This is a genomic window from Verrucomicrobiia bacterium (assembly GCA_035577545.1).
Classification (GTDB): Bacteria; Verrucomicrobiota; Verrucomicrobiia; order Palsa-1439; family Palsa-1439; genus Palsa-1439.
In genome coordinates this window covers 92,761-115,287 of sequence record DATLVI010000015.1, presented here as the reverse complement: position 1 = coordinate 115,287, position 22,527 = coordinate 92,761, and the positions used below count along the sequence as shown (strand labels likewise).

Here is a 22,527-nt window from a genome sequence, read left to right as displayed (position 1 = left end):
TTGTTCTGGCGCCTTTTCGCCTTTGAATGCAGTCTACCGGTGATCAACGTGCCGGCGCCGGCGGCAACGGCGGAAAATAGCGTTCATAGTACATCGGGAACTGATAGTACGCCAACTGGCGCTGCCGCCAGGTCTGCAATACCCCTCGCAGCCATCGGGTCAACTCCTGACGTTGCGTGCTCAGATCGTCATTCTCGGCTGGATCAACTTCCAGGTCGAACAAGCTCTCCTCTCGACTCTGGCGATTGTATGTGTATTTCCACCGGCCCATCCACAGTAGCGCGTCAGCGTGAGTCACAGGATTCTCCACGTGAAAGTACAGCCATCGCTGTTCCCGGGGCGGTCGGTTCGCAGCCAGCGCATCGATCCCCTGGAAATTCGGATGCGGTGACAACCCGAGCAACCCCAACACGGTCGGCGCCAGATCGATAAGTTCGAGGGGGTAATCATCGACACGCGGGGCGATCATGCCCGGCGCATAAAGCACGCATGCCGTACGAATCACCGGCTCGATGGGTTCACGTGCGTGAGTGACATACCCGTGCTCGTGAAACGCCTCCCCATGGTCCCCGCTCACAGCAATGATCGTGTGCGACAGTTGGCCGGTGGCGCGCAATGTCTCCACGAGCCGCCCAACTTGACGGTCACACTCATGCAGCGCGTTGTAGTATGCGTTGCGCATCAGCTCGATCTTCGCGACCGGATAATCAAAAAAATTCGCTGAGAAATCAATCGTCGCTGGCTGGAACGGTTTTTCAACATCCGGTGGGAGCTTGTACGGGAAATGCGAACTCTGTAAGTTTATCCCGAGAAAATACGGCACACCGCGCGCCCCCTGCTCGGTAGTCCACGCGATCGCCTTGTCCACGGTTTGCGCATCGGGGAGGTTGTCGAAGGTCAGTTCGCTGTGTGGTGCGACCTTGCCGCGTTCGGGGTCGTAAAACAAATCGAGACGCGGAGTTTCAAGGAAATTGTCCATACCACCCCAGCCCTCGTTTTGCGACGAGATGATCGCGGTGGCATACCCTACAGGCTTCAGGATGTCGTAGAATAACACTTTCGGCCACGGGTCGTTCTGACGAAAATACAAATGTCGTCGGGTACGCAACGGGAACAATGACGAATACAATGCCGTGGTTGAATAATCGGTGTGTGTCGTCTGCGAGTATGCCCGTGTGAATTGTACGCCGCCCCGTGCCAACCCGTTCACCGCAGGCATCACCTCCTGCCCTTGCTGCCACAATCCCACCACGTCGTACCGCATCGCCTCGATGGTAATCAGTATCACGTTCTCGCGATTGGTCACATGGGCCGTGCTGTTCCACACCTCGGCCTGCGCCAAGGGTCGCAACTCGGAGGGTTCGATGCACGGCATGATCCGCCCTTCCAGTGACGAGGATACCCAGCCGACCGCAATCGTGACCGAGGGATGTAGGCCATTGCGGAGTGTATCCAGGCGGCGACCCACGATCGACAGGTTATCGGGTGTATCCCCGGCCCAGAGCAACAATACGCACCCAAATCCCAGGCAATACCACGCAATTCGCCGCGCTCGCCGCAAGGGTGTCGGCCCGCCGACAGACCACTGGCCCCTGGCCAACCAGGGCCCGCTGCCGACAATCGCTACCCCCACGGCAATCAGCATGGCCATCGTAATGAAAAACACGCCATGCTCGGCCTGTCGCGCGTACATCCATAATAAACGGAAGTTGCCGACCGTGAACCGCACTGCATCCCAGTCGAGAAATCGACCGGTTCGCTCATACACGCCCCAGCTTACTCCGTACAACGTGAAACCCACGGCGAGCAGCCCACCCCAAATCACCCGCGTCAAAGGATGCCGCAATCGACTTGCTGCCAACCACATCACCCAGCCCACTGTCATCCAAAACCATGCGGTAAACTCAACCGCCAACCACCGCATCTCGGACGACACATGGTAAATGTTGTCGCTGACACACCCGATCAAGATCAGTTCCGTTGCCCAACCGATCACCATGAGCAACAGCACTCGGGGATTCGGTGCGATTCTTTCCGCGAGCCAACGCCTCCACCCTCCCTCGCCAATATGGAGTGCCGCTTCAGGTTTCGGGTTCACAGGAATCGTTCTAGGGTGCCTTGCAAGGAAAGTCGAGTATGGACGTCTGACCTTCTCCCTGAATGCTGGCGATCAAGCTCGGCTGCAAGGAAGGTGCGGAGCCGATCCTCGTTGAACCCAGAGTTCCCGCCAGAAGAAAGCTCCCAATCCGAAAAGTCCATAGAGCGGGACGTTGCTGACGAGGATGTACAAGAGCGGGTACCGCCAGAGAAATGCCGATTCCGGTGGATCGACACAATTCGCCGCCACCACGAGCAATATCAAACAGACTGATTTTCCCGGCGTGGGCCTCGCCGCAACGCGGATCGCTGCCACCGTCAGCGGAAATATCAGGAAAACAAAATAGTGGCCCTGCACCGTGACCGTTCCGATCAGCATCGCCACGCACAAAAGGCAGAACTCCGCTTCTCGATCTACATGGGTAGCGATACAGACGGCGTAAACCGCGGCAATGACCGCCAGGCCCACGATCGTCCCCACGGACCACCACCACTGCTTTGCTTCAGGAGATGGAAGGAAGCCGTGGTACAGGTACCCAAGATTGGTCACCAATGCTGGCAGCGAGAAATGGAACGTGCGCCCGATTTCCTCCCCAACACCCATGGGTAGACCGTGTTGAAAAAAATCACGCCAGAGTCCGGGTCCCGTCAACGCCATGACGGTAAGAACAAACCCACCGGCTCCTGCCAACCGATACAAACGTGCGCGCAAGCCACCGCCGCCGGACCAGACAAACCACGGCAACAAGACGAAAGGATAGAACTTGAGGATCCCGGCCGCGGAAACCGCCACGCACGCCCAACCGTGTCGGCTGGCGCGCTGTGCCGCGTACGCGGCCAGAACGAGAGCGGCCAACAATAATTGTACCTGCGAGAAGTAAAAATTGTAACTTACGGTCCGCGAGCTGATGGCCAGCGCGACAACAAACAGCCAACCCCTTGAGGACAATTTTCCCCTCAGCAACCAGCGCATCAACCAGAGAATGGCCACCAAACAACCAATTTCCAACGCCACCCAGATGGCGAACGCCACCCTTGGCGGCAGCGCGGCCAGGGGCGTGAACAACCAGAGAAAACTGGGCGGATAACCGGCTACCGGGTATTCCTCGGAAAATCGAAAGCCCAAGGCTTCGCTCATTGGCTTTTGCAAGGTCGTGTAAGGATTCCGCCCCTCCAACAACGTCCGGCTGCCGACATAGTAAAGATTAAAATCGAAGTCAGACCAGCGCGGCGGGAGTATCACGGCCCAAAGGACAACGATCGATGCCATGATCAGGATGGCCCCCACATCCAGCAATCGATTCTGCGCCAATCGTCGCAACCAGTTCATTATTTCATTCACGCGTCGCCTTCCACTAGCAGAGTTGCCGGGGTAGCTCTAGCGCTAACTGCGAGAGTATGGATCTGGTCGCTCCCGTTGGCCTGCCGCCGTCGCCGTTGAATACTTCGCAAGGAAGAAGCAGAATCCCAAGAGCCCGTATAGGGGCACGTAGTTCAACAGGATTCGTCCGATTGGAGACCACCCGAAGAAAAATCCGTTCCATGGGCCTTGAGAATTCATTGCCATCAAGAGCACTGCGAACACAAGCGCCCGTCGCCAGGAAGGTGATTCAACCATTCGCGCTGTGGCCAGTCCAACGGGGAAAATCAATATGACGAAATAGTACCCCCACGCCGTCAACCCACCGGCCAACATTGCGCCGCATAGCACGGAGAATTGCACATCTTCATCCTTTTTGCCCACGGCACAAAACGCGTAGGAGGCAAGGATTGTCGCCAGGCCGATCGAAACACCGATATCCCACCATAACCGGCCGGGCTCGGCCGTCGCGGTCCCCCTTTGCAACACTTGCCCTACATTAATGACGAATGATGGCAGGGTGAAAGTGAAAGTCTGACCCACTGACCAGCTCTTGATGCACGGCATCGCTCTTGCGAAAAAACCCTGCCACCTCGCCACCCCTGTCACGAGCACGATGGCGGCAATACCTGCCAGGAGGGCCACGACGTAGAGTAATCGCTTCCGGACGGGAAATCCGCTTCGCCAAACAAACCACGGCAACAATACCAGGGGATAGATCTTTATCATTCCCACCAGCAGGATCGTCGCGCAGGCCAGCGCGTGCTTGCCATTCTTATGCCACGCGTATGCCGCCAGCAGAAGCGCGGCGATTGTCATCTCCACGTGCGCAAATGCGAAATTCCAATATACAGGTGCCGAAGACAATGCCGCGGCGAAGAAGAACAGCCATGCCCGTTGAGTGAGCCGTCCGTTTAGCAAACGCTTGGTCAACCACAAGATCACAACCAAACTGCCCGACTCCACCGCAACCCAAACCCAAAAAGCAGGTCGCGGTGGCAGTAGCGTCAAGGGAGCGAACACCCAGAGCAATAACGGTGGATTCGTACCGACCGGAATCCGTTCTGAATACTCGAATCCATACTTCCGTGATTCTTCCGCAAGGGGTGTCCGATAAGGGTCACGACCCTCCTGGATCATTCGACTGGGCATGTAATAGTTGTTGAAGTCGAAAGAGAAAATGCGCATCGGCAACATCTGCGCGATCCACGCCACATGCAGCACGGCAATCAACAGAACTGCAGCATCGAATACGGGACTTCGCAATATCCGATTCCATCCACTCATCGTTCGTATCTCATCTCCTCCCTCCACTACCAGACTTAAATGGGCAATCCGAGGCAAAATGCCACCGTAGTTCGGCGTTGAACATTGCTGTGGCGCTTCGTAAGCTGCGCGCCATGGCTGTGAACGCAGACCCCACAGACAACGAGCTTCGCCCGCAACCAAACCCCGATCCATCTCCACCGGGTGGCGTGTTGCCCTGGCTGACACCATCGCTCACCCAGTGGTTGTGGTTGATCATTCTACTGATCCTGCTCGCACAACCGTGGCGCACCATGATGGTCTCCAGCGACGGCGATGCCTGCCTGCATTGGCGCGTCGGCGAATACATGCTGGAGACCGGTCATATTGTCCGCGCGGATGTTTTCTCACACACACGCTTCGGTCAGCCTGTCGTTTCGAAGGAATGGCTGGCAGAACTCATCTTCGCCGTGGCGGGACGGTGGAAGGGATTGTATGGACTGGTCGTAGTCGCCGCACTGTTGATCGCGACGACATTCGCCCTGCTCCACCGCCAATTGGTGCGCGAAACCGGCAACCACGCGGTGGCGATCTTCGTGGCGTTGCTGGCCGCCTGGGCGGCTTGCACACACTGGCTGGCGCGACCGCACGTATTCAGTTTTCTCCTCGCGGTCCTTTGGGGTGATGCGCTCCGCCGGTTCGACCGGGATGAGTCAGCCTGCCGACTCCTTGTTACTCTCGGCGTCCTAACAGTCCTCTGGGTCAATCTACACGGCGGCTATCTCGCCGGCTTCATTGTGCTGGGAATCTACTGGGTCGGCACGACAATCGAACTATTCCTGGTACGAATGGACCACACCCGTTGGGGCGCCGCGCGACGGAAACTTAACGTGTTGACGAGCACTGTGGCGTTATGCGGGGTGGTTTCGCTGCTCAATCCGAGCGGCTACAATCTCCATCTCCATAATCTTCTTTTTCTCCGCTCGGACTACCTGACGAGCTGGCTGGCAGAATACGCCTCTCCCAACTTCCACGAAATCGATTCGCGCGGGCTTCTGGCCTGGCTGGCAGTCACCTTTTTGACACTGGCGCTGGTCCGGCCCCGGTTGTCCCCAACAGCCGGGCTGATGTTGATCGTCTGGACATACCTGGGGCTGTACGCGGCACGTAACATCCCGTTATTGGCGATTTTTGTGGCGCCAATTCTCGCCACCGCGCTCGCCGATGCGTCACCACCGCGGGTGCGACGATTGTCGGATCGGCTGCGCGAGACGTATAGTATGTCACGCGGCTGGCTGCTCGTTGGGGTGGCCGCAATTGCGGCCATTGTGGCGTGGCCGCGCCCAACGGAGATGCCGCCGAAAAAGTGGCCGGTCGCCGCAGTCGAGTACATCCAGCAACACCCCGATCAGTTCCAGGGCAATATGTTCAACCACTACGTCTGGGGCGGATATTTATTGCACGCGTTGCCGGAACATCTCGTGTTTGTGGATGGCCGCACGGACTTTTACGGGGAATCATTAATCCGTCAGTACAATGATACTTCCGCGCTGCAAACCAACTGGTTGCAGGCACTCGAGCAATACCACGTGAGTTGGACGTTGCTGCCCACCGAGCATCGCCTGAATCTTGCGCTCGCCCTTCTCCCGGGTTGGCAATGCGTTTACTCCAATGAAGTGGCAGCCGTTTTCCGCAAAGAACTGTGAAGGACGCCTCGCCCCATGCCGACGCCCGCGCCCACGGGTGGCTCCCGTCGCTGAGCGCGACGATCTGGATTACGCTCTTTCTTGGGTTGAGCCTGACCAATGCCCGCGTCGTGCTCATCAGCGCGGACAGCGACACCGCACTCCATCGCCGGCTCGGCGAGTGGATGATCCAACACCATGCCATCCTGCATCACGATCTTCTCTTGCATACGTTCCACGAAACTGCTGTGGCAAAGGAATGGCTCAGTGAAGTCCTGTTCGCCGCCGCCGCTCGTTGGTTCGGATGGAATGGCTTCGTGCTCATCGCCGCCCTTGTCATTGCCACCATCTTCTGGCTGCTCCATCGTCAGTTGATGGCGGAGGGTAGTGACGCGCTGCTCGCGACAGGCCTTGTACTTGTGGCCATGCTTGCTTGCTCAATGCATTGGCTGGCGCGACCCCATATCTTCACACACCTGCTGACCCTCATATTTGCCTGGCAATTACGCTGGTACCAACGAGGACGGGTGTCAACGCGACAATTATTCCTGTTCTTGCCGCCCCTCATGGCATTGTGGACAAACTTGCATGGCGCGTTCATATCGGGGTTGGTGCTGATTGGTATGTACGCCCTCGGCAGCGCCATCACCGCTCGCTCCCAGCCGCTCTTGCGGAAGAGAGCACGGATCTTTACAATCCTCCTCCTCACGTGCGGCGCCGCCTCGCTACTTAACCCCAATGGTTGGGGTTTGCATTTGTATGTCTTGGGCTTCCTGAAATTGTCCGAGCTCTCCACGGTCACAACGGAATTTACTTCGCCCGATTTCCATACCGCCGGCATGCAGGGATTCCTGTTGTTCCTCTTCCTGCTGGGGGCCGCACTGCTGATTATCCGCCCTAAATTCGACGCGACGGACGTGCTGGTGGTGGGCGGTTGGGGTTATCTGACGCTGCTCGCTGCGCGCAACGTTCCCCTCTTCATATTCATAGTGACACCATTACTGGCGCAGTGGATAAACGAATTCCTGCTCTCCAATGAAAGCTCCCGGTGGTGTCGTTTGTATCGCGGTTGGGCGGCGGGGATAATCTCCAGGGACGGTCCCACCAGTACGGCCATCATCATCGCCGCGGTCGTTTGCGTGACGCTGGTCATGGCTAAACCCACCCTTGCCGGCGGCGGGCCTGTGCTCGTGACTGATTTCCCCCCGGATCGTTATCCGGTGGAGGCAGTGGACTGGTTACGTGCGCACCCGGACGTTGTCCGCGGTGAAATGTTCAACCTCTTCCTTTGGGGCGGCTACCTCGAATATTCACTTCCAAAGTATAAAACGTTCATCGACAGCCGTAATGATTTCTACGGGTTGGGTCTGGTACGGGAATTCCATACCGCGAGCGACCCCAAACCGGGTTGGGACGCGGTGTTCGCCAAGTACCATGTTGATTGGACGATCTTACCGGTCCAACATCCGTTGAATCAGGTCCTGCAGCTTCGCCAGGATTGGCAGTTGGTTTTCTCGAACAGCCACACGTTGGTTTATTCGCGACGGCCATGACAACCACTTCGTCTCATGCAGAAACAGTTTCGCCGTACCGGTGGTGGCTGCCGTCGCTCACCCAATTCCTCTGGATTGTATTCTTCCTGGCGATTCTCCTGACCGATTGGCGGCAGATGCTTATCAACGCCGACGGTGACCCGTGCTGGCACTGGCAGACGGGTCGTTGGATGATCGAACATCACGCCATCATGCGTACCGACCTGTTCTCCCACACCCGACCCGGTGCGCCGTTCGTCACGAAAGAATGGCTCAGCGAAGTACTCTTTGCGGCAGCGGGAAACCGACTGGGCTGGAATGGAGTGGTGCTGGTCGCGGCGCTGGTCATTGCGACCACGCTGGCGCTGCTGCACCGGCAATTGCTGGCCGAGGGAAGTGACACGCTGCTCTCGACGGCGCTGGTGGTGCTGGCGGCGTGGGCCTGCTCGATACACTGGTTGGCGCGTCCGCATTTGTTCACGCTCTTGTTCGTGGTCGTCTTCGGGTGGCAACTGCGGTGGTTCGATCAGGAACGCGTGAGCCGTCGGCAGCTTTTCCTTGGGCTGGTCCCCCTGATGGTATTGTGGACGAACCTCCACGGCGGATTTCTCGCGGGGCTCACCCTTATCGTAATCCATTTCGTCGGCAACATACTGCGCGCGGTGATCGGTGATGCGTCCTCTCGACACGTGCTACGCAGGCGGATAACCACCTTGGGAATTCTGGGTGTGACTTGCGCGCTCGCAACGCTCCTGAATCCGAACGGGTGGAAACTCCATCAGCACCTCCTGGGCTTCCTGTGGAACCCCTCGCAATCGTATTTCACGAGCGAGTGGAACTCCGCCAATTTCCACTTCGGGGGGATGCGCGGCTTCGCGCTGCAATTGTTGGTCCTCGGATTCATCCTGGTCGTCGTCCGCCGGCCCTGGGCGACTACCGATCTGCTCCTCATGGCATTCTGGTTGTACTCGGCGCTGAACGCCATGCGTAACGTGCCAATCTTCGCATTGATCGCCACGCCAATTGTCGCCGAGCACCTGTCCGCCGCGTGGCAAAGCGTGCGGGACTCGCCATGGAGTCGCAGGTTCCGCAGGGTTTCGAATGACGTGGGTGCGCTGAATCATGCCGCAGGTGGCAACGGTCTGGTGGCCGTCGTCATCGCGGCCATGCTGCTCATCCTGGCGAAGCCAATGACGGTCGGCGGGCGCCCAATTATGGAGACGGAGATTTGGCCGAACCGGTTTCCGGTCGCAACGGTGGATTACCTGCGGTCGCATCCAGAGACCGTCCTCGGCGAGATGTTCAACGAGGACGGCTGGGGTGGTTATCTCATCCTCTATCTGCCGGAACGCAAGGTATTCATGGACGGCCGTGACGATTTTTATGACCAAGCGTTGCTCCACGATTTCACCGATGTCTCCCATCTGACTCCCGCTTGGGAGAAGGTGCTCGAAAAACATCACGTCAGGTGGACGATCCTGCCCGCGCAACATCCGCTGAATCGCATTTTGGAACTACGACCGGATTGGCAGTTGACTTTCTCGAACCAGGTTGCGCTTGTGTTCTCGCGCGCGTCATCATGATGGACAACACCGCCATTGCCCCGGAACTCCCGCAACGCAGTCGGTGGTTGCCAACCATCGGCTTGACGCTGTGGCTGATCTTCATGCTGGGCCTGTCGCTGTCGCAATGGCGGCTGGTCATGATCAACGCGGACGGTGACCCATCCCTGCATTGGCGGCTGGGCCAATGGATGATCGAGCACCGCTCTGTGATTCACGCCGATGTCTTCTCCCACACGCGCCCTGGCAGGACCGTCGTAACGATGGAGTGGCTGACCGAAGTGGCTTTCGCCGCGGCAGGTGACGCACTCGGCTGGAACGGCATCGTGTTGTTGGCAGCGACATTTATCGCTACCAGTCTGTGGATGTTGTATCGCCAACTCTTGTCTGAAGGTAACGACCTCCTGCTTTCGACCGGATTGACCCTGCTGGCAGCCATGACATGCTCCATGCACTGGCTGGCGCGACCGCATGTGATTTCATTCGCTTTTCTGACTTTTTGGGCCTGGCAACTCCGCGCTTTTGAACAGGGCCGCCTGCCACCACGTCGATTGTTCGTGTTGCTCGTTCCCCTGACCGCGCTGTGGGTCAATCTCCATGCGGGTTTTCTCACGGGTTTGATGCTGATCGGTGTTTATTTCGTCGGTGCGGCTGCGGAATTGCGCGACCATGACATCGGGCAGCGCATGATCGCCCGGCGGCGGATGGCAACTCTCGCGCTGTTGGGAGCCAGTTGCCTCGTGGCTTCCCTCGTCAATCCCAACGGCTGGAGGTTGCATGCCTATATCCTCGATTTCCTGCAACATCCGAAACTGGTCAGCTTGGTGAACGAATTTCGTTCACCTGATTTTCACTCGAACGGCACACGGGGATTCTTGCTCATGTTGTTTGTGCTCGCATTCACACTGATTACAGCGCGATCGCGTCTCAGTCGGACTGAAATTCTCCTGGTCGGCTGGGCCGGATGCCTTGCGTTGCGTTGGGTTCGCAACATGCCGGTTTTCGCCATCGTGGCGACACCGATCCTGGCACAGCACCTGACACTCTGGCTACGTGGACGCTGCGATTCCGTACTCTTAACGCTCTACCGAAAGGTCTGCGAGAATGTGAGCCAAATCGACAAGCGTGCGGATGGCCGTTGGCTGGCCGGGATCGCATCGGTGATGCTGCTCTTGGTGGTCGCCAAACCACGGGTGGTGGGTGGCGAACCAATCTTGGCCACGGAATTACTGACGAATCGATTTCCAGTAGCCGCCGTGAGATTCCTGCAGCAGAACCCCTCGCCAGTGCATGGCGAAATGTTTAACAACTATGGCTGGGGAGGTTACCTCATGCTGGCACTGCCCGAACGCAAGATATTCGTGGACGGACGCAACGATTTTTACGGGCCGGAACTCATCCAGGATTTCGACACGGTGAACCGGGTTCATCCCGGCTGGGAAGATGTCTTGCGAAAGTACAAAGTCGACTGGACGGTCCTCCCTCGCGCGCACCCGCTGAACGAACTATTGGCGCTGCGCAAGAATTGGAGCCTGTCGTATACGGATGACGTCACGGCTGTTTATTCCTGCCGGCCTGAGTGAGTCGCGCTCAGCGAATTGCGTCGGGGTCGATCTGGTATTTTTTCAACTTGGCGTAGAGCGTCGTGCGGCTGATCTGGAGGGTCTCGGCGGTGCGCTTGATATTGCCGGAGTGTTGGCGGAGCGCGTTGATGAGGATTTGTTTCTCGGGTTCGCCCAGTTGGTCGGACAGCGCGGCCGACTGCGATCCCAACACCAGCTTGGATTCCGTAATGCGCCTGGGTAGATCGCTGGCGTCGATAAGCGAGGACTTGGCAAGCACTACCGCCTGCAGGACCACGTTTTCCAACTCGCGCACGTTACCGGACCAGTTGTACCGGCACAACACATCGATGGCGGCGTCGGTGAAGCCGCGCAAATCCTTGCCGTTCTGCCGGGAAAATCGTCGCAGAAATTCCATCGCCAGCAGCGGGATGTCCACCGTGCGCTCGCGCAGTGGTGGTAACTCGATCTGGACGACATTGAGCCGATGATAGAGGTCCTCGCGAAAAATCCCCTCGGCCACGCACGTTTCCAGCGGACGATTCGTTGCTGCAATGATGCGCACATCCACGGAAATCGATTTGGAACCGCCCACCCGTTCGAACGTGCGTGTTTGCAGCACACGCAGCAGTTTCGCTTGCACATTGAGATTGATGGTGGCGACTTCGTCGAGGAAGAGAGTTCCCGTGTTGGCCCGCTCGAAACGGCCGACATGACGGTCCACCGCGCCCGTAAAAGCCCCTTTTTCGTGACCGAACAACTCGCTTTCCAAAAGCTCGCGGGCCAGCGCGGTGCAATCCAGCGTGACAAATGGCTTACCATGGCGCCCGCTCGCCTCGTGAATGGCTCGTGCCACGAGTTCCTTGCCGGTTCCAGTTTCCCCGTGGACCAGTACGTTGGCATAGGAATCCGCGATGGTTTGGATCAACTCGAAGATATCGCGCATCTGCTGGTTTTGGCTGATGATCCCGTAGAAGCCCTGCACTGGCGCGGCAAGCAGCCCGCGGGTTCGTGGATCCACGACGGACGTTCGTACCAGCGTCCCGATTTCCCGTACTACCCGCCCGACGCATCCCCGGAGTGTCGTCAGCGCCCCCGGATCCTCGGACTTTTGTAGGTAATCAAAGATTCCAAGCTTGGTCGCCTGAACTGCCTGTTCCACCGTCGCCTTGGCAGTGTGGACGATGACCGTGGTTTCCGGGAAAACCTGGCGCACCTGCTCCAGAAACGCCGTGCCGTCTGTTCCCGGCATGTTGATTTCGGCAATGATGATGTCAATGCTCCGTGCATCCAGTAGCAGCATCGCATCCGCGACCGAATTCGCCGAAAACATCTCACATTCATCCTGAATGAGGAGTTCTGACAGCTTGAGAGTCCAGTAAGCGTCTTGGTCAACTATCAGTATTTTCGCTCTTGGCATGTCCAGCACAACTCCCGACATGTAAACTTATCAGGCCAATACTTTGGCTTGGAACTACCGCAGCCGCAGCGGCATTCACATCATGTTAAGCACCTTCCAAGCCAAGCAATAAGAGGCAAAGCTCGCTTTTAGGTGTGTAAAGTGGACATGTTCATACCCACCGGTAGGCTGTTTGTCAACGTTCGATAGCCAACGGTAACCCGTAAGCTAAACGGCGCTTACATGGCAGGAATTTCGAACTGAACATGTTCGGGAGAGGCAGTCTGCTGATCCTCTGTAACCCAGTCCTGCGACTGTTCAATTTGGTCAATCACCTTTGAACCAAAGTTGGTTGAAGAATCATGTTGTGGGCCTCCTGAAAGCCAAAACGCGTGGACATGTAATTGGCCTGGAGAGCATTAGGCAAGCAGATCGCTACATTCCCATGATTTCGTAACCACAATCCACGTAGACTACCTGTCCCGTCGTCGCCGTTGACATATCACTTGCCAAAAATAACCCTGTAGTTCCAAGTTCTTTCGGATCAAGGTTTCTCTTCAGGGGCGCCCGCTCCTCATAGTGTTTGAGCATTTGCGTGAAGCCCGAAATACCGCGCGCAGCCAGCGTGTTGACCGGGCCCGCGCTGATCGCGTTCACCCGAATCTTCTTTGGTCCCAAATCATAGGCGAGATAGCGAACAGAGGCCTCCAACGAGGCCTTGGCTACACCCATCACATTATAATGCGGCACCACCTTGACCGAACCATGGTACGTCATCGCCAGGATCGACCCGCCTTCCGTCATCAACGGTGCCGCGCCTCGCGCCATCGCCACCAGCGAGTAAGCGCTGACGTCATGCGCGACCCGAAAAGCTTCGCGCGAAGTATCAAGGAATTGGCCCTCCAACGCTTCTTTGGGCGCAAAGGCCACTGAGTGCAGCAAAATATGGAGCTTTCCAAAATCCTTCCCAACCTGCTCGAAAACCCGCGCGATGTCCTCATCGCGAGTCACGTCACAGGGATACATCGGCGTCTCCTGCCCAAAACTGGACGCCAACTCCTCGACATTCTCCTTCAGCCGCTCACCCTGGTAGGTAAACGCCAGCTTCGCACCCGCGTCATGCCACGCCTGCGCGATGGCCCACGCGATCGAGCGCTTGTTCGCCACTCCAAAAACGATTCCGAATTTCCCCTCCAAAGAAGTCACGTTGGGTTGCATGTCCAAAGATACTTAAGAAACACAGGGCAACAATCAAGCTCCATTGTTTCGCCTCGCCGTCACAAAACACGCAGTCGCCGCGATAACGGAACATCCCGCTATGATAATGGCCACCGATCCGGGAGGTTTCAGCTCGTCACACAAGTGCCACCACTTCATCACCAGGACGCCAGCCGTTCCATTGTACATTTGCACATCGCGCGAGAAGCTTTTTGAATCCGCCGGTGCCAGCGAACCATCCTGCCAGCTTCCGTCCGCATTGGCGTCCTGCCCCATCGACCGATTCTGTCCCATCGCATAAACAACGCAGGCCCCGACCATCCCGAGGACCAGCACGATGACCCCGACCGCGTTGAGCGTCGCGCCGCGCTTCGCTGACGAACTCCGCGTTGCCGTTGCGTCATTCACATCAGCGCCCGCAACACCACCCGCGCCGGCGCGCCGTCCGCGCCCTTCAGTTTCACCGGTAGCGCGATCAACTCATAATCTCCCGCGGGAACTTCCGACAAATTCAAACTTTCCACGATCACAACGTTCGCTCCCAGCAATGTGTCGTGAACCGCATGGTCCTTATTGCCGTACCCTTCTACCGACAGATAATCGACACCAACCAACTTCACGCCCCGCGCGACCAAATACGCTGCCCCATCCGCGGACAACGCCGTAAACCCCTTGTCGAATTCCCGGTCGTCCTGCGCCCAATGCCGCGAGTTCCGCGTCTTGAACAACGCCCGCGTCACGCCTCGCAAATCGCACTTCTCCAGAGCCGCCGTCGTGATGCCGCCCGTAACATCCGTCAAATCAAAGACGCGGCATGGGCCGATGAGCGTTTCCAGGGAAAGTTGATCGACACCCGTGCCGTTCGCAAAAAAATGAAATGGCGCATCAACATGCGTCCCCGTGTGCGCGCCCATGTCGAGATGCGAGACGTTGGCGGCATTACCCCGGCTAATGCTGCTGGCCAGGCTGCTCGAAAATTTTGGATCACCGGGCCACGTCGGCATCCCCTCATAGACCAACACGCTGATGTCGTAAATCTTCGTCATCGCCCGAAGTTAATCCCTCACCGCACGTAGGTATCGTACGCGCGCAGTACTTCGCTCACGCTCCATGCCTGCGCGAAACACCCGACCGGGCGATGCGGTGAGTTGCCGTCAAAAATCTCCGAGATGCTTCCCAACCCGGCTTCCTGCAAATGGTCGAGCAGCGGCTGGATAATCCGGGCGATTTCCTTGCGCTGCGTCTTGCCCGTGCCGTTGACTTTCGCATACGCGTCGCAGTACGGCCCGATGAGCCACGCCCAAACCGTCCCCTGATGATACGCGCAATCGCGTTGCCACTGGTTGCCCGTGTACTTCGGGCAATACTTGTCGCTCTTCGGCGTCAACGACCGCAGCCCATACGGCGTCAGCAACTGCTCCGTCACGACGTCGAGCACCGCCTTCTGCTGCGTCTTGTCCAGCGGCGAATACGGCAGGCTCACGGCGAAGATTTGGTTGGGCCGCACGCTCGGGTCGCGAAAGTCACCCTGGATCACGTCGTAAAGATAATTGCCCTCACGGAACCAAAACGCCTTGACGAAATTGCCCGCGACCTGGTCGGCGAGTTTGCGCAGGACCACCGCGGCATGGATGTTCCGCGCCAGTTTCTCCTCCATCTCGGCCAGCATGAGCAGCGCATTCAACCACAGCGCGTTGATCTCAACCGGCTTGCCGTGGCGCGGCGTCGGCACGTAACCGTCCACCTTCACATCCATCCACGTCAACTGCGAGCCGAGCGTACCCGCCGTGATCAGGCCGTCGTCGTCCGCGCGAATATCGTAGCGCGTGCCTTCCTTGTAATATTTCACCACCTCCGCCAGCGCCGGCAACAACTGCCGGGTCCCCTCGTCGTCGCCGCTCGCTTTCCAGTACTTCCAACTCGAAACCACAAACCAGAGCGACGCGTCCACGGTGTTGTACTGCGGCTCCTCGCCCGCGTCCGGGAACACATTCGGGATCATTCCCCGGTCGCAGTACTGGGCGAAGGTCAGCAAAATCTTGCGCGCGACGTCGTACCGTTGGGGCGTCAACGTGAGCCCCGGCAAAGCAATCATCGTGTCGCGGCCCCAATCCGTGAACCACGGATAACCGGCCAGCACCGTCAGGTTGTCTTTCCCCCGCCGTGCAATGAACGAATTCGCCGCAATGACCAGCGGCTGCCGCCACGCATCGCCCACCTGCTCGAATTCCTTGCGGCGTTGTCGCTCGCTCGCGACGAGATCTTCCGCGTTGACCGCGTTCTTCTTGTCCGTCGAAACGACGAGGTAGACGGTCTGTCCCTCGGTCAGCCGGTACGACAGCTCAAACGGCGTGAACAAATCTTCCTGGAAATCCAGGCCGCGCTCTTGCTCTACCGGATACGTGAAATCCATGTACCAATCCGACTTCGTGTCCACCGCGTCGGGCTTCGCATAGAAATAAAGCCGCGGCAGATTAGCGTACGGCTGCACCGAAAGCGTGCCGTTGGTGCGCTCGACCGCCAGGTTGACCTTCTCATCGCGCTTGGCAAGCGCACTATAGTCGCGAAACGCCAGCAACGGCCGCAGCTTCAGGTCGATCGGCGTGCGCGACCGCAAATTGCGATAGCTGACCACCACCGTGTTCTCCCCGTGCACGAGAAATAGGCTCTTCTCGATTTCAAAATCGTGGTCCGCATACCGAAACGTCGGCCACGGACGCAACCGAAACTCCATCTGGACATTGAATCCGTGGGGGAAAATCGTGCCGGGGTAAAGGTTCGTGGATATCGAGGACTCGTGTCCGCCGATCAACACGCGCTCCTCGAATTTCGCGAGCAACACGTGCCGTTCCACCGGCGGCCGCTGCGACGCAATCAAAAGCCCGTGCTGCCGCCGCGTATTGGCGCCGATGATTGTGGAAGAAGCGAACCCGCCAAGGCCGTTGGTTTCCAACCACTCCTTGCCGAGCGCATTCTTAAGATTCTGGCACTCAGACTGATCGAAGATCGTTTTCATGCTGCCGTTCGCCTACCGCAGCCGTGTAACGCCGAACGCAGTGTAACCCCTTCCCCGCGCCGCGAAAAGCAAATTCAAGTCGCCCCTCCGCCACGCCGCCAAATATCGGCCCTGTAGCCGCGTCGTAAGGCGCGGATAAAATTAAGCCGCATTCCATCTCTCCTGTAGCCGCGGGCGCTGACCGCGGTTCGCGACGTAGCATCATCTTCGTCAGCCCCCTACTGAATGTGGGTTCGTTTTCATCAAATCTATGCTTTCAGCCTTCAATTACCCCCTGAAATTGGGTTCGTTTTCCAAAACGAACCCATTTGCAAACGTGACTGCAAGCAGCATAAGTCCCTGTATCTAAAATCGATAGAACATAAACTACGCAAAAATAAATTGGGTTCGTTTCGCAGAAACGTATGGGGGGTCTCTTTGCTCCGCCCGGAACTTGCATTTCGTAGCATTAACTCAATAGGAACCGTCCCCCCAATGTGGCCAGTCAAACAATCCATGTTCAGCATCATACCACTATCGGAATCCGATGTACAGAAGAAAGCGGAGTGCAGCACTGGCTGCACGACACGCGGCGATGTTGTTTTCGCCGCAACCGTCTCCTCGCCGGTTTTGTGTGAGCCCCCATAAATCCTCGTTTTCCTCGCCTCCCTTCTGTAATTTCAACCCACCGGCTCAATCATGCTAACAATCCGCCGCTACCAATCATCCGACCACCCCGCCGTGTGGGACTTGCACAAAACAGCCCTGCTCGCCGCCGGCGCTTACATTCACGACAGCCCTTTTGACGTCGATCTGGGTCAGATCGAAGCTGTCTACCTGAACAACGGCGGCGAATTTCTCGTCGGCACCATCGAAGACCGAGTCGTCGCGATGGGCGCCCTCCGCCGAACCGATCCGGATCGAGCCGAAATCAAACGCATGCGCGTCCACACCGACTTTCAAAGACAAGGATTCGGACAGGCAATCTACACGGCCCTGGAGAAACGCGCCCGAGAACTGGGCTACTCCGTCTTGCACCTCGACACCGCCGTCGTCCTCGTAGGCGCCCAACATTTCTACACCAAAAACGGCTACCAGGAAGTCCGCCGCGGCAAACTCGGCATCGTCGACTGCATTTTTTACGAGAAGCGGATAGGCAGCGACAAAGGCCATTAAAGCGGGTTGAAGATTCAGACAGTCGGCTCGTTTGGCTTGCGAAATGGGCGGATCGGCGGGAGAATTTGGAAACCTTACCAATGCCCTTGAGTTGTTGAGGGTGAAAGGCTACCATTCAGTATGGCAATGAGAAGGTCAGTTCCGCCCGGAATACTTGCTCTCGCCATCAGCGCAGCATTGATCGGGCTGTTCTTGGTTTTTATGTCAATTCTTCAGTTCACAATTCATCCTGTGGACTGGCAAGCCTTTGCGGTTCTCTTGACCATTGGATTACTTGACGTAATTGCGTCCCTAGACTTCTTTCGCCTCAGGAAGTGGGCGTGGTGGTGGGCTACCCTCAACTTCTTATTTTGGGGGTCTACAATGGCATACGGAGGGATCGTCGGGCTTGCCCATCTCCGAGAAACCGGCGATTGCTGCGGATGGGATAAGAAAACAGGGGGCATGGCCATATCTTTCCTGCTTTGGCCATTTCTCTGCTACTATCTTCTTCGACCTCGAACCCGCAGTCTCTTCGGCATCGGTCGGGCTGCCGGATCGCAGTAAGCCTACTAATGGTAGTGGACGTGCCTTGCCGAGTCGTTGGCAACAACAAAAATCCATGCCATTTACGGGCTGTTTCTTGAGTTATTCACATTTAAGCGGGTTCGGATCACTGGACATTGATTCCTACCCGCATGCGCGCGTACCACCTGATTGTCGTTAAAAACCAGTTTTGTGATGAGTTCAGTTCAGCAATTCCACCCCTTCCGTGAACTTTTCGGGTTCGACTTGCAACTACTAGGATACAGGAGACAATCCTACGAACGTGCAATCCGAGCCAGGTTCGATTGAACAGTTGTACCAGCAGCATTCAGGCGAGCTGTATAGCTACCTCGCCCGACGTTGTCCCGACACCGCGACGGCCGGTGACCTCTTGCAGGAAACGTTCCTGCAGGTCGTCCGCCAGACGGATCAACTGTCGGCGGTGACCATGCCCCGCGCCTGGCTCTTCGGCATAGCCCGTCACATGCTCGCGCGACACTACCGCCGACAACGCGATCCGCTGCCCGTCGCCCAAACGTGGTACGAGTCCGCGCCCGAACCCGCCGCCAAAGACGACCGTCTCGCCGCCATGCGCGAAGCCATTCACACTCTCCCCGCCGAATTGCGCGACACACTGGAATTGCGGCTCGAACAGGAATTGTCCTACGAAGAAATCGCCCACGTGCTGGACATCCCCATCGGGACCGTCCGCTCGCGCCTGCACAACGCCGTGCGCCAGTTGCGCGGCACGATGACCAAGCCGGAGGAAACAAATTCATGAAACCCGATATTTTGGAACGCCTGTTGATGGACCGCGCGCTCGGACGCCTCGACCCCGACGCGGAGGTGTTGTTGGCCGATTATCTCGCCAACGATCCCGCCGCGGCAACACAGGCCCGCGAATTACAAGAAACTGTTCGCCTCGCCACCGAGGTCATGCGCCGCCCTGCGCCGGTTGTCGAGATGCCCACCCAGATTCATCAGCTTGTCTGGCGGCACCGCACCGAACGGGTATTGGCCCTCGCGGCATCGTTCATCATCGGCGTGGGCCTCACCGCACTGCTGATTCACACAACCTCTCTTCCAGAAAAGGTCGCCGTCGTGCATCCACCAACGATCGCGAAGATCCAACCAGCTCTCGTGAAGAGCAAGATCGAATCGCTTCCCTTCTGGTCCAATCAGCGGATCTACCTGTTGGCCTCCGCCGCCGCCAACTCGAAGGAAAAAGTACAATGACCATCGCCGAAATGTTCCACTGGAGGGCCACGCTCCGTCGTGGCCGCATGAAACAAACGGACGCGACGAAGCGCGTCCCTCCAAACGGCATCCGGTTTCTAAGCTGCGTAGCCGGCAGCCTGTTGTTACTGACCGCCGGCTGCGACCTGCATGACTTCATCCATTGGACTCCCGACGGCCAGCACGCGTTCGTGCAGGGCAACGACGGCACCTGGTTGATCGACGGTTCCGGCACCATTCTCGGCCCAGCAACCGACGCCCGCGCCTGGTTGCCAGATTCCCATCACGTCATCGCCGTCCGCGCCGTCAAACCCAAAACCTGGGACGAGTACGCGCAGTTGCTGGACACCAATAATATCGACCGCGTGACCGAAGCCGCCGACCATTTGGTGAACACGATCAAAAACTATCACGACGACTGGAGCAAGTTCTCGGAATCCGTGCCGTACAAAAAATGGGAAAAAATAGAGATCGGCGACACCTACAACGGAGCATGGTTGCTCCAGTCCGTGACCTTCTATCTCCGACAAATCAATCCGCAGGCCATCGCTCCCGTCCTCGACGCGATGCCGGCGGATGAGAAAGCCAAAATCGACGATCTCACTCCCGATATCCACGAGATCATCATCCGCAATGTCCTGCCCTCTGAACCACCGGCCGATCAATTGCTCGCCCGTTTCCCGTTCTCGATTCTGTGGGCGAGCCCCTCCACGAACGGACAGGTGATTGCATTTACCGCGGAAACACCGGGGCGCCCGTCCCTCTACGTCATCCCGGGCTCCGCCGCTGCTCACGCCACGTTGGTGGACGAAGGCGTTACCGAAGCCGACTGGTCGACCGACGGCCAGAACCTTGTCTACGCAAAAACCACCCTCCCTTACGAACTGCTCAGCAAGGGTGTGCAACTCGGTACGATCACGACCCGGCAGGTTTGCGGGACGAACGGTCAGTTGCTCGTCGAATTGCCCCCCTCGAAAGACTTCGCCGGAGTGCTTCTCAGTGAACACGTCACGCGCGTGGCCTGCCTGCCGGATGGACGGATCTTATTCGCCGCCGCTACCGTTCACTTGCCGGCCATCACCGCCGATATGCCTGGTCAGCTCACGCTATTTGCTCTCCCAGCAGGTGCAACCCAATCCGTCGTATCGGTCATTTCCCCGGCGGACATCGACCAACTCCCAAACCGCGCCGACCGCTTTGTGCTCAGCCCGGACAAGAAGAAAGTCGCCATCCCCGGCAATGCCGGGCAGGTGAGCATCTTGTCCCTGGACACGGGAAAAGTGGTGCCACTGCAAGTGGCCGCCGTCTACACGAACACACAAAGCTCCGAGCAACTCATCCCGAGTTGGCGAAGCGCTAATGAAATCGCGTTGGCCGTGCCGGTTGGCGACTCTGCTGGAAGCAGTAACCGGGTCGAGGCCGTCCTGGCGAATCTGGGAGGTGGCAAGACGCTCATCAGCCGATCGTGGCCCACCAACATGGCCGATCTCTTCCTGCCGCCTGCCGGTAAATAATTGACCCTTGTTTTCAGCCAGAAATAACCTAACCGGTTTACCGTCAATGCCTTTGGCTGGCGACAACTATTGAACCAAAGCCTGTTCTGAAGCATCTAACCTATAGATAGTGAGGTGGGCAAACATGAAACGTGTTATTCGTCACGCAATCACGGTGGCGGCGGTATCAGCCTTGCTTGCTCTCCCGTCCGCGAACGCCCGCATGGGCGGAGGCGGCGCTCCGATGCAGCAAGGCTCACCAGGTCAGTGGGGCAATCACTGGGGAGGCGGCTTCCGTGGCGGAAATCGCTTCGATCATGACCGGTTCCACGATCGATCCAGCTTCTTTTTCTTCGGCGCGTTCCCGTTCTGGTATCCGTATTATTGGCCACCGTACTACTACTATGATTATCCGCCGTATTATTATTACGACGGCTATTATGATTATGCGCCCGGTTACTACTATTACGATTACGGCCCGCCGGCTTCTTACTACACCGACAGGAGTACCGGTTATCCCCCAACCGATGGGCGCAGCTACCTAATGCTCGGCCACGACGCGGGCAAGGCTCTGCGGAAAAAGGCGGTCTCGTGGGACTGGTTCGTCGAATACCTGCAAGCCTACATCATCAACGCGCCGTCCTGGGTCCGCGATGAGTTTCAACGCGGATTCGTCTCTGGTTACGGCGACGACGCGGAGTCCATGTACAAAAAGGGGTTCCAGCAAGCCCAACAACCGAAAGTTTCCAGGAACGAAAGCGCCCCGTCCCCAGAACCGAATTCAAATCCCCAACGCTACTAATCCCCGCGGCCCCCACCCGTTCTAGGCGGAGTCGACCCGGAAGCGTGTTAATACTTGGATGTCATTGCAGCGCAGGATGCCAAATGGCATGCAGCCTGCTTCAATTAAACCAAATTCGCATGAAGGAATCTATGTCATATTGCGAACCGACTGGTGAAGCCGGCCAGAAAGATATCCGCATTCTGATCATCGATGATGACAGCATCAATTCCACCCTTGTCAAAGAAGTGTTGCAGCGTCCCGGTTGCACGGTTGAGATCGCCTTGAATCCCTTGCGGGCGCTGGAAAAATTCGCATGGAACACGCATTACGCCGACCTCGTGCTCTTGGATTACTTCATGCCCACGCTCGATGGCGGTCAGACCGTCCAGCATCTGCGAAAGTTGAATCCGGACATCAAGGTCGTTCTCTTCTCGGGTGCGGAGGAAATGCATCTTCGCCGAATCATGAAGCAGTATCCGATCGACGCCTTCATCCATAAGCCCTTCCGAATTGACGAGGCATTAAAAATCATCGGCCAGCTTGTGGGCAAACCCTCCGGGCGCGTACTGAGTCCTCAGGCGTAATCAACCGGCATTCCCGCCTCGCCCGTGTCGTCTCCCGGTCGTCTGCGCTTGCCGCAGGCCCGATTTTCTGGCAA

The 22,527-nt window shown here is 57.6% G+C and carries 18 protein-coding genes; 10 read left to right on the top strand and 8 right to left on the bottom strand.

The window, feature by feature from the left end; genetic code table 11:
* Positions 1 to 43 precede the first annotated feature (43 nt).
* The 3 genes from VNL17_05375 to VNL17_05365 all read right to left on the bottom strand — a co-directional run bounded on the left by VNL17_05375 (position 44) and on the right by VNL17_05365 (position 4,744).
* Positions 44 to 2,098: a sulfatase gene (locus VNL17_05375; GenBank protein HXI83505.1), complete on the bottom strand. Its 2,055-nt coding sequence runs from the start codon at positions 2,096 to 2,098 to the stop codon at positions 44 to 46.
* 72 nt (positions 2,099 to 2,170) lie between these two features.
* Positions 2,171 to 3,439, bottom strand: a complete 1,269-nt coding sequence (locus VNL17_05370; protein HXI83504.1) for a glycosyltransferase family 87 protein — start codon at positions 3,437 to 3,439, stop codon at positions 2,171 to 2,173.
* Positions 3,440 to 3,481: 42 nt separating this feature from the next.
* Complete coding sequence (locus VNL17_05365) at positions 3,482 to 4,744, bottom strand: glycosyltransferase family 87 protein (protein ID HXI83503.1); 1,263 nt, start codon at positions 4,742 to 4,744, stop codon at positions 3,482 to 3,484.
* 113 nt (positions 4,745 to 4,857) lie between these two features.
* On the opposite strand from VNL17_05365, the gene VNL17_05360 reads away from it, so the two are divergent.
* The 4 genes from VNL17_05360 to VNL17_05345 are packed head-to-tail and all read left to right on the top strand — an operon-like array spanning position 4,858 to position 11,064.
* Positions 4,858 to 6,408, top strand: coding sequence for a hypothetical protein (locus tag VNL17_05360; protein HXI83502.1), 1,551 nt, complete (start codon positions 4,858 to 4,860; stop codon positions 6,406 to 6,408).
* Positions 6,405 to 7,940 carry a hypothetical protein gene (locus VNL17_05355; protein HXI83501.1) on the top strand — a complete coding sequence of 512 codons (1,536 nt, stop codon included), beginning with the start codon at positions 6,405 to 6,407 and terminating at the stop codon, positions 7,938 to 7,940. The genes VNL17_05360 and VNL17_05355 overlap by 4 nt, the downstream gene beginning before the upstream one ends.
* Complete coding sequence (locus tag VNL17_05350) at positions 7,937 to 9,502, top strand: hypothetical protein (GenBank protein ID HXI83500.1); 1,566 nt, start codon at positions 7,937 to 7,939, stop codon at positions 9,500 to 9,502. The genes VNL17_05355 and VNL17_05350 overlap by 4 nt, the downstream gene beginning before the upstream one ends.
* Entirely contained in the window at positions 9,499 to 11,064 is a 1,566-nt protein-coding gene (locus tag VNL17_05345; GenBank protein ID HXI83499.1) for a hypothetical protein, read from the top strand. Before VNL17_05350 ends, VNL17_05345 begins: the two co-directional genes overlap by 4 nt.
* Before the next feature lie 7 nt (positions 11,065 to 11,071).
* Here VNL17_05345 and VNL17_05340 read toward each other — a convergent pair whose 3' ends face one another.
* The 5 genes from VNL17_05340 to VNL17_05320 form a co-directional block, all read right to left on the bottom strand.
* Entirely contained in the window at positions 11,072 to 12,463 is a 1,392-nt protein-coding gene (locus VNL17_05340) for a sigma-54 dependent transcriptional regulator (protein HXI83498.1), read from the bottom strand.
* Positions 12,464 to 12,877: 414 nt separating this feature from the next.
* Positions 12,878 to 13,660, bottom strand: a complete 783-nt coding sequence (locus VNL17_05335; GenBank protein ID HXI83497.1) for an enoyl-ACP reductase — start codon at positions 13,658 to 13,660, stop codon at positions 12,878 to 12,880.
* A 33-nt stretch (positions 13,661 to 13,693) separates the two neighbouring features.
* Positions 13,694 to 14,068: a hypothetical protein gene (locus VNL17_05330; GenBank protein ID HXI83496.1), complete on the bottom strand. Its 375-nt coding sequence runs from the start codon at positions 14,066 to 14,068 to the stop codon at positions 13,694 to 13,696.
* Entirely contained in the window at positions 14,065 to 14,706 is a 642-nt protein-coding gene (locus VNL17_05325; protein HXI83495.1) for a cyclase family protein, read from the bottom strand. Before VNL17_05325 ends, VNL17_05330 begins: the two co-directional genes overlap by 4 nt.
* Positions 14,707 to 14,723: 17 nt before the next feature.
* Positions 14,724 to 16,676 carry an amylo-alpha-1,6-glucosidase gene (locus VNL17_05320; protein ID HXI83494.1) on the bottom strand — a complete coding sequence of 651 codons (1,953 nt, stop codon included), beginning with the start codon at positions 16,674 to 16,676 and terminating at the stop codon, positions 14,724 to 14,726.
* Between the two features lie 678 nt (positions 16,677 to 17,354).
* Here VNL17_05320 and VNL17_05315 point away from each other — a divergent pair.
* The 6 genes from VNL17_05315 to VNL17_05290 all read left to right on the top strand — a co-directional run bounded on the left by VNL17_05315 (position 17,355) and on the right by VNL17_05290 (position 22,453).
* The gene (locus VNL17_05315; protein ID HXI83493.1) at positions 17,355 to 17,831 is read left to right on the top strand and encodes a GNAT family N-acetyltransferase; all 477 of its coding nucleotides are present in this window, start codon (positions 17,355 to 17,357) and stop codon (positions 17,829 to 17,831) included.
* 808 nt (positions 17,832 to 18,639) lie between these two features.
* A complete protein-coding gene (locus VNL17_05310) occupies positions 18,640 to 19,137 on the top strand; it encodes an RNA polymerase sigma factor (GenBank protein ID HXI83492.1) in 498 nt (165 codons plus the stop codon).
* Positions 19,134 to 19,592: a hypothetical protein gene (locus tag VNL17_05305; protein ID HXI83491.1), complete on the top strand. Its 459-nt coding sequence runs from the start codon at positions 19,134 to 19,136 to the stop codon at positions 19,590 to 19,592. Before VNL17_05310 ends, VNL17_05305 begins: the two co-directional genes overlap by 4 nt.
* On the top strand, positions 19,589 to 21,106 hold the full coding sequence (locus tag VNL17_05300) for a hypothetical protein (GenBank protein ID HXI83490.1): 1,518 nt from the start codon (positions 19,589 to 19,591) through the stop codon (positions 21,104 to 21,106). The genes VNL17_05305 and VNL17_05300 overlap by 4 nt, the downstream gene beginning before the upstream one ends.
* A gap of 124 nt (positions 21,107 to 21,230) precedes the next feature.
* The gene (locus VNL17_05295) at positions 21,231 to 21,887 is read left to right on the top strand and encodes a hypothetical protein (protein HXI83489.1); all 657 of its coding nucleotides are present in this window, start codon (positions 21,231 to 21,233) and stop codon (positions 21,885 to 21,887) included.
* A gap of 131 nt (positions 21,888 to 22,018) precedes the next feature.
* A complete protein-coding gene (locus tag VNL17_05290) occupies positions 22,019 to 22,453 on the top strand; it encodes a response regulator (protein ID HXI83488.1) in 435 nt (144 codons plus the stop codon).
* Positions 22,454 to 22,527: the final 74 nt, after the last annotated feature.